12 protein-coding genes are annotated in these 12,705 nt (G+C 41.1%); 10 read left to right on the top strand and 2 right to left on the bottom strand.

Annotation, left to right across the window (positions count from 1 at the left end):
* Window positions 1–59: 59 nt before the first annotated feature.
* The 4 genes from trxA (at window position 60) to KSZ58_RS11210 (ending at window position 4,722) form a co-directional block, all read left to right on the top strand.
* Window positions 60–368 (top strand): thioredoxin, encoded by a 309-nt coding sequence (trxA, locus tag KSZ58_RS11225; protein ID WP_002608251.1) that lies wholly within the window; start codon window positions 60–62, stop codon window positions 366–368.
* Window positions 369–666: 298 nt separating this feature from the next.
* Window positions 667–1,392: a DUF554 domain-containing protein gene (locus KSZ58_RS11220; protein ID WP_008819158.1), complete on the top strand. Its 726-nt coding sequence runs from the start codon at window positions 667–669 to the stop codon at window positions 1,390–1,392.
* A 971-nt stretch (window positions 1,393–2,363) separates the two neighbouring features.
* The gene (locus KSZ58_RS11215) at window positions 2,364–3,668 is read left to right on the top strand and encodes an MFS transporter (protein ID WP_238135785.1); all 1,305 of its coding nucleotides are present in this window, start codon (window positions 2,364–2,366) and stop codon (window positions 3,666–3,668) included.
* Window positions 3,669–4,305: 637 nt separating this feature from the next.
* Window positions 4,306–4,722, top strand: coding sequence for a hypothetical protein (locus KSZ58_RS11210; protein WP_224727245.1), 417 nt, complete (start codon window positions 4,306–4,308; stop codon window positions 4,720–4,722).
* A gap of 332 nt (window positions 4,723–5,054) precedes the next feature.
* On the opposite strand, the gene KSZ58_RS11205 is transcribed toward KSZ58_RS11210, so the two are convergent.
* Window positions 5,055–5,255 carry a cold-shock protein gene (locus tag KSZ58_RS11205; protein WP_002608255.1) on the bottom strand — a complete coding sequence of 67 codons (201 nt, stop codon included), beginning with the start codon at window positions 5,253–5,255 and terminating at the stop codon, window positions 5,055–5,057.
* Between the two features lie 891 nt (window positions 5,256–6,146).
* On the opposite strand from KSZ58_RS11205, the gene KSZ58_RS11200 reads away from it, so the two are divergent.
* Window positions 6,147–6,614 (top strand): CarD family transcriptional regulator, encoded by a 468-nt coding sequence (locus tag KSZ58_RS11200; protein ID WP_002608256.1) that lies wholly within the window; start codon window positions 6,147–6,149, stop codon window positions 6,612–6,614.
* A 170-nt stretch (window positions 6,615–6,784) separates the two neighbouring features.
* Complete coding sequence (locus KSZ58_RS11195; protein ID WP_009587836.1) at window positions 6,785–8,542, top strand: DEAD/DEAH box helicase; 1,758 nt, start codon at window positions 6,785–6,787, stop codon at window positions 8,540–8,542.
* Window positions 8,543–8,591: 49 nt separating this feature from the next.
* Here KSZ58_RS11195 and KSZ58_RS11190 read toward each other — a convergent pair whose 3' ends face one another.
* Window positions 8,592–9,476 carry a mechanosensitive ion channel family protein gene (locus KSZ58_RS11190; RefSeq protein WP_008819155.1) on the bottom strand — a complete coding sequence of 295 codons (885 nt, stop codon included), beginning with the start codon at window positions 9,474–9,476 and terminating at the stop codon, window positions 8,592–8,594.
* A 146-nt stretch (window positions 9,477–9,622) separates the two neighbouring features.
* Here KSZ58_RS11190 and KSZ58_RS11185 point away from each other — a divergent pair, with 146 nt between their 5' ends.
* From KSZ58_RS11185 to KSZ58_RS11170, 4 genes are all read left to right on the top strand, one after another.
* A complete protein-coding gene (locus KSZ58_RS11185) occupies window positions 9,623–10,084 on the top strand; it encodes a hypothetical protein (protein WP_002608259.1) in 462 nt (153 codons plus the stop codon).
* A gap of 127 nt (window positions 10,085–10,211) precedes the next feature.
* Window positions 10,212–10,994, top strand: coding sequence for a hypothetical protein (locus KSZ58_RS11180; protein WP_009269480.1), 783 nt, complete (start codon window positions 10,212–10,214; stop codon window positions 10,992–10,994).
* Between the two features lie 177 nt (window positions 10,995–11,171).
* Window positions 11,172–11,519 carry a hypothetical protein gene (locus KSZ58_RS11175; RefSeq protein WP_002608261.1) on the top strand — a complete coding sequence of 116 codons (348 nt, stop codon included), beginning with the start codon at window positions 11,172–11,174 and terminating at the stop codon, window positions 11,517–11,519.
* An 88-nt stretch (window positions 11,520–11,607) separates the two neighbouring features.
* Window positions 11,608–12,705: a hypothetical protein gene (locus KSZ58_RS11170; protein ID WP_002608262.1), complete on the top strand. Its 1,098-nt coding sequence runs from the start codon at window positions 11,608–11,610 to the stop codon at window positions 12,703–12,705.

Below are 12,705 nucleotides of genomic sequence, written 5' to 3'. Positions count from 1 at the left end.
TTTTCGTGCATGTTTTTGGCAGAATGTGCTATACTGTGGATAGTCGGAGGTACGAGATTATGAAAGTTATAAATAAAGCAGAATTTGAACAAATAACAAAAGAGGGTGTAGTCCTGGTAGATTTCTTTGCGACCTGGTGCGGGCCATGCAAAATGCTGGCTCCGGTACTGGAGGAGCTGGCAGAGGATATGAAGGGCAAAGCGGAAATAGTCAAGGTTGATGTTGATCAGGAAGGCGATCTGGCAATGAAGTTTGGTATCATGTCGGTTCCTACCATGATCGTATTCAAGAACGGAGAAGCAGTAAAGCAGATTTCCGGCTATCAGCCAAAGACACAGCTTGCAAATATACTGAATCAGCTGCTGTAAAAGAATCAGACCACTGTTGAGTATCTGTGATAATGAGCTGAAATAAGAGGTTTTTCATTCCATGGTGCAGATCATGAATGAGAAATCTTTTTTTGTCTGCAGCAGAGATAGGATATGGGAAGCATGTTCAATTCCAGGGAATGGGGGAGGTATTTCATCACTTCATACGTTCCTGCGCGTCGCACTACCCTTTCTTGAACAGGTCTGTAATAAACAGTTTCATAGGAAGCTGTCGGAGATTTCATTGACTTTCCTTTTGTGGAATGGTACATTTATAGGAAAAAAGAGGAGGAACGTTATGGGAACAGTGATCAATGCAGCTGCCGTGATTATCGGAGGGACGATCGGTATGCTGGTTAAGGGGGGACTACCGCTTCGTGTACGCGATTTGCTCATGCGCTCACTTGGTTTATGCACATTGTTTATCGGTATCAGCGGAGCGATAAGCGCTATGATGCAAGTGGATGGTACACGCCTGCAGGCGAACGGTACACTACTACTGATTTGCTCACTGGGGATTGGTGCAGTTGCCGGAGAGCTGTTACGTTTGGAAGATCGCATGGAGGGGCTGGCTCATCGTCTTCAAAGTATGGTAAAAAGCAGGGATGATAAATTTGTGGAAGGATTTGTGAGTAATGCGCTTGTCATCTGTGTCGGAGCGATGGCTGTTGTGGGAGCATTGCAGGATGGACTGACACACGATGCCTCCATGCTGATTACAAAGGCGATTCTCGATGGTATCATATCCATGGTTTTTGCTTCTGCCCTTGGAATTGGCGTAGTTTTTGCGGCCGTTCCGCTTTTTCTGTATCAGGGAGCCATCACCATTCTAGCCGGAACCCTTTCTCCGTTGTTCAGTGATACGCTCATCCGGAATCTCTCGCTGGTCGGGAATGTACTGATTTTTGGTGTTGGAATCAATTTGTTTTTCGGTAAACAGATGAAAATAGGTAATCTGCTGCCGGCATTGCTAATACCGGTTGTCTGGGAAGCACTGCAATATCTTGTATCCGGTATGAGATAATCAATCTCTTTGACAGCAGTATGATGCAATACAGAAAGAATCATCCGCTGAATCCTGTCCATGTGCAAAAGCGATGCATATCGTTTTTGATAGCAATACGCGATGGTGCCGGTAGGAAAGGGTGCAGGGATGAGAAATCAATTCGGCAATAAACGTGGATTGGCAATAAACGCGGATAAAAGAAAAAGAACGCTGAGGGGGTGCGTTCTTTTTCTTTTAGAATTATAAAATTAAATGAAAGGGAGAAAGTATGAATTTCATTTGAGGGGGAAATTATCATACTTGGCAAGAGTTCCTCTTGCTGACTATAGTATACGAAAATGTTATCTGAAAAATATGTCGCAACTATGTGAAATTATGTAGTTGAAATCACGTACTGTTTTGAACATTTCGTTTTTTCAAATACTGCATTTTCTGTTTTGTTCATGATGATATTAAAAATCGTCTGGCAGAATAAGAAAATAGAAACGCACTGCTTGGGGGAACAGTGCGCTTCTATTATTATCAGTTTTAAATGAAAGAGAGAAAGTATGAATTTACTTTTGGGGGAATTATCATACTAGCAAGCATTTCCTACTTGCTGCTTACAGTATACAAAATACTTGTCAATAAATAATGTAGATAATATGGAAAACTATGTTATAATACAACGTTTTCGTTTTACATTATGGGAAGCATACCGCGAAGCTGTGGTATAATGGAAAGGAAGTAAGCTGCCTGTACGGATAGCATGTGAGTGTTCATTTACAATGTTTGAACAGGGCTTATTTCGATTATGAAAGACTGAATGATTCCTCAGACTATATACAGTCTGATATGAAGGGAGGGATATTATGAAATTACCTTATGCAGCAGCTCCATGCAAAGTCTGATGGACGAATCGCTTGCATGGAGCAATGATTACGGACTCGTCCGCTGACTTTGCCTGTATACAATTCATGTAGAAAAGGAGCAAAGTCAAAATGAACAATATGAAACAAACAATAAAAGACCTGCATGTTTTTCTTGTACTCTGGAGTACGCAGGCATGCTCGCAGCTTGGAAGCTCTATGACGAGCTTTGCACTTGTCATATGGAGTCTGCAACAATCCGGAAGTGCTATGGTCAGCGCGATGCTTTCCATCTGTTCGTACACCCCCTATGTGATATTCGGCCTGTTTGCCGGATCCCTGTGTGATCGCTGGGATAAAAAGAAGACAATGCTGATCTGTGATAGTCTGGCAGCTGCCTCAACCCTTGTAATCGGTATCCTGCTGTTACAGGGAACGCTGGAGATATGGCATTTGTATATTCTGAATGCTGTAAACGGATGTATGAATACGCTGCAGCAGCCCTCCGGTGAAGTGGCGATTACTCTGCTGACTCCGAAGAAGCAGTATGCCAGAGCAGGCGCTCTGCGGATGTTTTCCAATTCATTGAACACACTGCTGGTTCCCGTTTTCGCAACCTCTGTTTATGCGTTGTTCGGTATGCAGACAATCCTGCTGATTGATCTGATCAGCTTCAGCGTTGCCTTTACAGCCCTGGCCTTCTTCATACGGCTGCCTGCTGTAGAAGCGGTGTCCGCTATAGAAAAACAATCTCTTCTGAACGGCGTAAAAAGCGGTCTTCACTGGCTGAGAGAAAATCGCGGTGTTCTGGACCTGATCCTGTATCTGGCTGCGATAAATCTGGTAGCCTCCACCCTGGATGCTGCACTGCCTTATATGCTGCTGATGCGCGAGGGTGGCAGTGAAGCTGTGCTGGGGGTAGTGAATACCTGTATGGGACTGGCAAATCTTGCCGGAAGTCTTGTTCTGATGCTGAAGCCGACGAGGCATCAACGTGTGCGATTGATTCACAATGCCCTGCTGATCAGCATGGGAACCGAAAGCTTTTTTCTGGCATTGGGCAGAGAACCCTTTGTATGGTGTCTGGGGGCATTTCTCGGCTGGCTGTGTATTCCGGCAATGAATACGAATATGGATGTGCTGCTGCGTGAACATATACCGCTTGATATGCAGGGAAGAGTGTATGCCGCTAGAAATTCTCTTCAATTCTTCACCATACCGGCAGGATATTTTCTGGGTGGTGCCCTCATAGATTATATCCTTGAGCCCTTCATGGCGGCACAGGGAGCATCCTCCCTGCTTGGACATGCAATCGGTGTAGGCGAAGGAAGCGGTGCGGCTCTTCTGTTTCTACTGCTGGGATTTGCGGGTATCGCGATTTGCCTGCTGTTTCGTAGAGATTCAAACATCTGGTCTTTGGAAACAATAGATGAACAACATAAGTAAAACAAAAGAAGCTCATGCTTGGGTTCATGAGCTTCTTTTGTATCTTATTATCTTTATATTTGAAAGGGAGAAAGTATGAAGTATTCTTGGGGGAATTTTATCATACCAGCAAGATTACCTCTTGCTTGCTTATAGTATACGAAAAACTTGCAGTTTAAATATGGCGCGATCATGGAAAAATATGTGGAAATCAGAATTGCGGCGCACAAATTGTGTGATAGCTCCCACAATTTTATGGATCGTGGAATAAAAAGGGGAAAAGCTGTACATACGAATACAGTCATTTTGGTATCAGCGGACGCAGGTGATGGAAAGGGAAAATGTGGCTTTACAGTCATTCTTGCTGCTGTAAAGAGAAATCTATGATCCTGCATACAACAAAAAAGACGTTTGGGGGAACGTCTTTTTTGTATCATTATTATATTGTTTTGAAAGGGAGAAAGTATGAAGTTATTTTTGGGGGAAATATGTCATACTAAGCAAGATTACCACTTGCTTGCCTATAGTATACAAAAAACTTTCCGTTTAAATATGGCGGGATCATGGAAAAATGTGTGGAAACTTGATTTTTCGTACACAAATTGTGTGATTAGCATTTCTAAGATGTCAAAAAGCACATAATTCATGATATAATACGATGCATAGGAAGGTGATGGATTTGCAGATTACAGGACTTGAGGAGCAGGATGTAGTACAGGCGGCTGCTGTAAAATTTCCAGGTAAATACATAGAGATGGGTGAAAGTGATCTGTATCTGCCGGATATTGAAAAGGGCAGCTTGACGATTGAGGGTATCGATCATCCCGTATTTGCCAGCACGCATTATGCCTATGAAGATAAGCTGGTAAATGGAAACAAGACCCGCTACAAGATACCTCTGACTACGGTGCTTGTAAAGAAGGATAAATATGAAGTAATCTATGACAGCTATGGGAAATATTATGTGGCTTATAAAGAGGAAGAGAAAATTCATTTTGTTCCATATGAGGATTTCTATGAGCTGCTGAAGCCGCTGATTCATATGAATGAAGAAAAAAACGAACAGGCGACATAGTTCGACAAATTGCGAAAATGAAGTGCTGTATAGTATGGGTGGCAGATGAGAAAACTGCTGATACGTAAATGATCCCCGAAAACTATCCCTAATTTACGTATAACATCATTCTATCCCCTATAATTTTGGAAAAGGCTCTGCATTACATGCGGAGCCTTTTCTATACCGATAAGCAGGATGACTGCCTGTCCTGACGAACAGTTCTGTAAAATGTCATAGCACGAAAAAGGCTGTGCAATCCGTTTTTCAAAGGAGCCCTGTCAAAGAGGCGGTGCTGCTTTCGGATAATGAAAAACCGCCGATTTCTATCGACGGTTCCCTTGATTGTGTAATTAAATTACAGTTACGTTTGCAGCGTGATCTCCGCGATCGTTTGTATTGATCTCGAAGTTAACCTTTGCTCCCTCTTCCAGTGTACGGAATCCGGAAGTCTGGATTTCAGAATAGTGTACAAACAGATCCTGTCCAGCGTCTGTTGTAATAAATCCGTATCCTTTGTCTGCATTAAACCATTTTACTTTACCTGTACTCATATTAGTACCTCCTTATAATGTAGATAAGAAGCACTCTCATGGCATAAAAAAACACATATGTGAATTGTACAATGAGATAATTACAATTCCTGATATGTGAATATTGAAATCATAGTTATTTGCTTGTTATTACACTTTCAGTATAACACAAGAAATGAGAAAAGCAAGAACTTTCGTAATTATTTGCATTATTTGCAATATGGTCGTTACGATTCACCAATCTATTGTAGATATCAGCTGAGATAAGGGTAAATTATCGAATGGCAGTGAACTCATACATACAGGAGCAGCATCCTTGATTGATTTATTATTCCTCGAAAGAAGTGCAATGATAGCCTGATGCATCATTTGATCACAATGGAATAAAACGTTCTCATAAGCACTTACTCTGCGGCATTTCTGGTTCGCAGCTGTTTATGATAAACCATACGCAAAACGCTAACAGTATAAGACGACAAAAATGTCTGAAGATTTGAAATGCAGAAAGAAAGTGCTGGAAAAGTTCTGGCAGTTACTGCACTTCATTCGCATGCGTATATTATATAACTGAAAGACGATTCATTATTGACAGAGTTGAGCATAGAGCTTATATAGAGAGAAAGCCAGCTGTTCTTTTCAGAATTACTATGTAAAGCGTATGCTTTCTGCAGTGCAGAAGGTTCGGCGGGCAGAAATGCTTCACTGTGTAATTGCGATTCGTCATAATGTATATAATGCATCGGTATTTTGTATCAGACCAGGTTTTTTTACATATTCGTTTAGAACGTGAAAACGAATCTATTGCTTCAGCAATCTTGTGTTCTTTTGCTCCACAGACGATTTGATTTCTTTTGATATTTATTTGACTTTTCACTGAAAAAAGCATAGACTGAGGGTATTGAGGTATATAAAATGGTAAACTACGAAGAAAAGGTATTTCATCCAAACCTGGGCATCTGTGATGTTACAGGCATCGACAAAAAAGAAAAGCGTATGGTAATTACGGCAGCGGATGGAAGTACCTGTTCCATACCGTTCGAGAGCCTGCCACGAGTGGGTGTACGAAATCTGATGGAAAGTGATGAGGCGGATCTCATCATGAAGAAATTGTTTACTCCCAAACAGGAATCATCCCTTCCAGCCAGTCTTACGCTTATGCAGATTCAGCAGAGTATTGTGGACTACAAGCTGGAACAGCAGGTACAGCTGCTCATTGGTCTGCTGTATTGGAAATATGCGGAAGGTAAAAAAGGTATCCGTTATCAGGAATGTCTTTCCCGTATTGAGGGTGTACTCTGTGAGGAGCTGTCCTTTGTTCTTGACCTTTCCAAGGATCTTCTTGTGGAGCGTCTGGAGGATTGCTACCGCAGCATGGCATAGATTACAGAAAATGGTGCAGTCGCACTTTTTTTTTATTTGCTGAATGCCGTAGTTTTATATGGGAAAACTGATGGATGATAAAAATTATAAATTGACGTATGTACCATCGTATGGTAAACTTAGTAAGTTATTACGAGTTTTTAACCTGCAATGATAGAAAGAAGGTAACAATGACAACATTTAATGAATTACAGATCAGCAGCGAGGTAATGAAGGCTGTTGAAGAAATGGGATATGAAAATGCAACCGATATTCAGGCACAATCCATTCCGCTTATTATGGAGGGCAAGGATGTGCTTGGTCGTTCAAATACAGGAACAGGTAAAACTGCTGCATTCGGTATCCCGGCGATTGAGAAAGTATGTCAGGGAACAAGATATCCGAACGCACTGATCATCTGTCCAACAAGAGAGCTGGTCACCCAGGTGGCTACCGAGCTTAGAAAATTTTCAAAGTACAAGGAAGGCGTTAAGATCGTTCCGATTTACGGAGGTCAGCCGATTGACCGTCAGATTCAGCTGTTGAAACGAGGCTGCGGTATCGTTGTCGGTACACCGGGCCGTATCATGGATCATTTGAACCGCCGTACACTGAAGCTGGATAATACCAATATGGTAATTCTGGATGAAGCGGATGAGATGCTGAACATGGGCTTTAAGGAAGATATTGAAGAAATCCTGTCCATGATGCCGGAGGGCAACGAGCATCAGACCATTCTATTCTCGGCTACATGGCCTGCGGAAATTCTGCGTATCACCAAGGAATTCCAGAATGACCCGGTACGTGTGGAAATTAAGTCTGCACAGCGTACCATTGATACAGTAGAGCAGATTTATTATGATGCACCGCGTGGAAAAAAAGCAAATGCTTTACGTGTGCTGCTGTCTCATTACGATCCGGATTTATGCATGATTTTCTGTAATACGAAGAAAATGGTAGATGAATTGTGTGATGAGCTGAATAAGCACAACATCAAAGCAATTTCCCTGCATGGGGATATGAAGCAGGAGTTCCGCTCCCGTGTTATGGAGCAGTTCCGTTCCGGAAATTATCCGATTCTGATTGCCACGGATGTCGCAGCCCGCGGAATCGACGTGGATGATATCGATCTGGTTGTGAATTTTGATATTCCACAGGATAATGAATATTACATCCATCGTGTCGGACGTACCGGAAGAGCCGGCAAGAAAGGTCTTGCTATCACTCTGGTAAGCGGAGGAAAGCAGCGTGCGGGAATCCGTGACATCATTCGTTATACGAAAACCAATATTGTCCGTCATGCGCTGCCAACCAGTGCACAGATGATGGAAGCCAACCGCAATGCTTTTGTCGCAAAGGTAAAGGAAGCATGTGATGAGGGCATTACTGAAGAAAGCATGGAGATTGCAAATGAATTGATGGCAGAGGGAATTGCTCTGGAAAACATTATTTCTGCATTGATTTCCATGACCTACAAGAATGAAATCATCGATATTGAAGCGGATGAGGATGTGAAGCGTTATGCATCTGCATTTGATGCTATCACGTTGAAATTCAATGTCGGAAGAAACAATGGTGTACAGCCGGGTAATATCGTTGCGGCAATCATTGAGGAATCCGGACTGAATGGAAAGGCCATCGGGCGTATTGATGTACGCAAGGATTTCACCCTGGTGGATGTGGAAGCCAGCAAGGTGGATGCAGTATTGAGCAATATGCAGCGCAGTCATATCCGCGGTGTGGAAGTCATGGTGGAAATCGACAGTGCGCCGAAGCGCAAAAACAGCAGCCGTTCCAATGGAAGAGGAACCGGAGGCAAAGGCGGTTATAATAAAGGCGGACGCAGCAGAAGCTATGATAACAGTGCTTCTTCTTCACAGCGTCGTCCAAGCAGACGAGCATCCGGAAGTCATGACAAGAGTGTTCGTAAGAGCAGAAAAGAGAAATAAGAAAGAAGCATCCCAAGCTCAAGGGATGCTTTTCCTTTATGTTTTAAGGTTATTGCTTGCTATCGGCAATGCTATCATTTTTTTCTTTATAGGTAATCGTACGGTGCGGATAGGGGAATTCAATGCCTTCCTGATCAAAGCGTTTTTTAATTGCGATGCGCAGATCGGACAGCATGGCAAAGCCTTCTGAATTATCACGCGAGTATACGGTGGCACGCAGGGTCAGGGAAGAATCATTGAAGGAGGTAAGACGAACGATAACCGGCTCCACATGGTTTCGCATATCCTCCTCTGTGCGGGGATCCACATAAGCGGGATGCCGTATGATTTCTTCCTTCATGATATTCATCGCCTTATCCAAATCACTTTCATAAGCGATGTCCAGCGTTAGAAAATTACCTTTTGTGTGATTGGTCAGACTTACATTTTCCAGAACAGCTTTGTTCATGGTGCTGTTAGGAATGATAACCTTCGTGTTTTCGTAGGTTCTTATCACCGTATCTCGAAGGGAGATATCCACCACGTAGCCTTCATATTCTCCGTTATTGACCTTTACCAGATCGCCGATTTTAAACGGCTTGAAGGTGGTAATCAACAATCCGTTTACAAAATTGCCCATGGATTCCTGAGCCGCAAGACCTAATACCACTGCGATGATACCTGCACTTCCCCAGATTTTACCAAGGACACTTTCAAAAGGAGTCAGCAGAGATAAACAGCCGTATATGGCTATGGTGTACAGAGTGATTTTAACAATGCGCATAACAAACTTCGCATTCACGATTTCCTTTTTACGGATCCAGCGGTTGATTGCCCGTTTGCACAGCCAGGCACATAACAGAAATATCAGCATAATGACCAGGGATTGCAGGAAGCCGTATTTGAATAGGGAACCCTTCCCCCATTGATCTATATCCTTTACTATGTCAAACATGACAACACGTCCTTTCTGTGTGATATACAGGAATATTATACATGGAAATATGCGAAATATATATAAGAAATAAGTGGAATTGTGTGATTATATTGATATAATAATTATTTCATATATAATAATTTCTAGATAAGAAGGTGTCGAACGTGAACGTAAAAAGTAAGGTGCTAAAAATCAGAAATTTGCCCACAGACGGCAGAAAAATCGACCAGATCAACGCAAAGCCGTATCTGGTCATTGCCGTATTCCTTTTCATCGGGATTGCATTGCTGTTTACCCGTGTCTATCTCATAGGAATCGTAATAACCTTTCTGTTTCTGTATTGCCTGCTGTTTGTCAAAGATGTTGTACTGATAGAGTTTTATGAAACCTATGCGGTCTTTTATCTCAATAACGGCAAGGAGGAATGCTTTCTGCTGTTCTGGCAGGATGTAGCAAAATGGTCGATTACCTCCAGTCGCAATGATTTGGATGTGTTGAACATCGAATTGAAAAATCATCAGTGCATCTCGCTGAAATGCGTATCACGCAAAAAGGTGGAAAAATACTTTCTGCAGTATGCCACTCCCATAAGGGAATCCGAAATCACCAAGCAGCATGCTCTTTGAGCGGTTGCTTTTCTTTTCGCTTTCTCGTATAATGTTTTGTATTGTGATTGCTGAAGCAGGAGAAACCGACAGCTATCAGCAGTTCAAGCAGCAAAGCCCGTATGCAGCGGGTTACATGGAGGTAATTATGAAAACATATCAACAATATAAGGAACAGCTATCTGCACAGCTGAAGGGGCATCATCTACGGCTGTTTGCCATACTGCTTGTTTCCAGCCTGCTGATATCCCTGTGTAAGGATTCTCTAATTTATATCATGGATGCCAAATCGCTGATGTATTCCATCTTGAGTTTTCTTCTGTCCCTGTTTTTTTCACTGATCAACTATGTGATTCTGTTTCTGTTTATTCAAAGGGTTCGAAATGAGTCCTTTGGTGTGAAGGATGTGCAATATGGTGCTTCACGCTTCATATATCTGATTCTGGCTGGGCTGATTGTCAGTGTGATACAGCTGCTGGTCAGTACCGTGGCAACGTTTCTCATCATGGTTCCGCCATTGTACTATGTGGGAATGAGTGTGCTGAATGTCTTCTTTATCCTGTGGAACGCACTGATCTCCTATGGCGTATATGATGGTGTTACTCGGATCAAGGCACTCGTGATGGGGAGCTTTCAGTTGCTTTGGGAACAGATTCGTGTGATTCTTCGCGGCTCTCTTGTGTATATGATCTGGTTTGTTGTCGCTCAGATCGGTATTCTGCTTGTAGTGACGTCCTTTTTGGGGAATGATATCAGTAACAATCTGATGGAGGTATTCAGTGTTGCTGCCAATAATACACAGGCGCTGATCAGTATTATCGGTATTTATGCGCTGTATTATGTGGTGCAGTTTTATTTGCTGGTTCCATTATATCTGTTGAGTGCAAATGTGTATGAGGATGGAAAGGACCATTGGATCAATATAAAATAAGGAGGTACCAATCCTTCTGCAATATCGGCAGGAGGATTTTTTTGTATTCCTGATTCAATATGATCAATATGATGCTGATCAATATGATTTGTTATAAAGCGTTGACAAAAAATAGTTAATAGGTTATTATAAAATTATAAATGGAAGCGCTGACATTATGGGAGGGAAGGTGATTCTGTGAAAAGAAAGAAATTTATGCTTGTAGCATTGTTCTCTTTTGGATTCGCTTTATCAGCTATTTCAATAAATGCTGCATCATATGACTATGGCGTAAGTTGCAATGATAAAACTACAAGTGGGTATACATATGCTACTAATGATTCATGCAATATTAAATCAGTATCTCGTTATACAAAGGATGGAGCAAGTATTATTACACTAGCTGCTGATTATGGCTATAGAGATGCTAATACTGGTTATGCAACAACTAGACGCTCTTTACCGAGTGGAGGTCGTTACTTTACACGTATTGATGGTACTCATAAAGTAGGAAATAATACTTATTATAGTTCAGATGTTCGATAACTCTATTTTATTATGCGAATAATTCCTCCTAGGTACCTAGGAGGAATTATTCTAATAATCGAAAGAATAATTTTAAAGGGGGACTCTTATGAAAAAAAATTTCACTAAAGTAATCGCGATGTTTATAATGTTTTCCTTGTTAAGCGGCTGTAGCGGCAAGCAGACACAGAAAGTTGATGAGAAAGCTCTGCATTATGAAGCTGATTATGCTACACTGAAAAATTCTATGGCATCTTCCTCTTTCATGGCAGATATTAAAGGTGGGGCATTATTGTTCCCTGTTTATGAAAATTCTGAAGGAACACATAAATATACAGTTTTTTATGATGGCAAGAACACAAATATAATGGATTCAAACCCTGAATCCGGCTGTGATTTTGACAATGTAGATAGCTGTAGTAGCATTTCTGATGAAATGCGTTCAAATTATACTGTATATGGGGATAAGCTTTATTATGTAGTAGAGGCTTTTAATAAAAAAGATCAATTAACAGAGACTATTATAAGAAGTAATTTTGATGGAACCGAGGAAGAACAGCTTCTTTCTGTCACAAAAAGTGATGATGGTGAGGATGTTTCCTTTGCCTTTACAATACATAAGAATATTTTATATTATGCAGACAGCAACAAGGTACATGCTTATGACCTGTCTGATAACGAGGATGAAATATGCTTTGAATTAGAACCTGATACAAATATTGTAAATATGTTTTTTGAAGATGATAGTGTATATATAACTACAGAAATCTATAAGGATAAACAAGAAGTCATAAAGAATGCTATATTGAAAGGATCACTTACAGATTACAGTATGAAGCTCTGGCAGAAGGAGAAAAATGTTTATTATGCAAACAGCCAGTTTTTAATTGAAGTAGGTAATGGGGAAAAAGAAGGTGTCTTTTACTATGATGTTGCATCAAATAAGAAAAAGAAATTATTGGATACCTATTCTTTTAGTGCCTTTGTAAATGATGACTATATCGTATTATGCGATATTGACATGAAAAATCTTTATCTGTTTAACAGAAAAGGTGAATTGCTTGATAAGACAGCTTTAGAACATATGGAAGGATTGCCACAGGGAATCATCCATCACTCATTTTATTTTGCAAATGGAAATAAATTTTATAGGTATCCGATCAAAGAAGATAAATTCCAAAAGTATGTACAAATTGAATTAACATAA

The organism is Erysipelatoclostridium sp. DFI.2.3 (assembly GCF_019132535.1).
GTDB lineage: Bacteria > Bacillota_I > Bacilli_A > Erysipelotrichales > Erysipelotrichaceae > Clostridium_AQ > Clostridium_AQ innocuum.
Note: the sequence above shows the minus strand (reverse complement) of the source record. Positions and strands in the feature narration are given on the sequence as shown.

Excerpts from the sequence above, each read along its gene's own strand:
- KSZ58_RS11180 (WP_009269480.1), top strand. The coding sequence starts at position 10,212 with ATGAAAACATATCAACAATATAAGGAACAGCTATCTGCACAGCTGAAG.
- KSZ58_RS11210 (WP_224727245.1), top strand. The coding sequence starts at position 4,306 with ATGCATAGGAAGGTGATGGATTTGCAGATTACAGGACTTGAGGAGCAG.
- KSZ58_RS11190 (WP_008819155.1), bottom strand. The coding sequence starts at position 9,476 with ATGTTTGACATAGTAAAGGATATAGATCAATGGGGGAAGGGTTCCCTA.
- KSZ58_RS11195 (WP_009587836.1), top strand. The coding sequence starts at position 6,785 with ATGACAACATTTAATGAATTACAGATCAGCAGCGAGGTAATGAAGGCT.
- KSZ58_RS11170 (WP_002608262.1), top strand. The coding sequence starts at position 11,608 with ATGAAAAAAAATTTCACTAAAGTAATCGCGATGTTTATAATGTTTTCC.
- KSZ58_RS11215 (WP_238135785.1), top strand. The coding sequence starts at position 2,364 with ATGAAACAAACAATAAAAGACCTGCATGTTTTTCTTGTACTCTGGAGT.
- KSZ58_RS11205 (WP_002608255.1), bottom strand. The coding sequence starts at position 5,255 with ATGAGTACAGGTAAAGTAAAATGGTTTAATGCAGACAAAGGATACGGA.
- KSZ58_RS11220 (WP_008819158.1), top strand. The coding sequence starts at position 667 with ATGGGAACAGTGATCAATGCAGCTGCCGTGATTATCGGAGGGACGATC.
- KSZ58_RS11200 (WP_002608256.1), top strand. The coding sequence starts at position 6,147 with ATGGTAAACTACGAAGAAAAGGTATTTCATCCAAACCTGGGCATCTGT.
- trxA (WP_002608251.1), top strand. The coding sequence starts at position 60 with ATGAAAGTTATAAATAAAGCAGAATTTGAACAAATAACAAAAGAGGGT.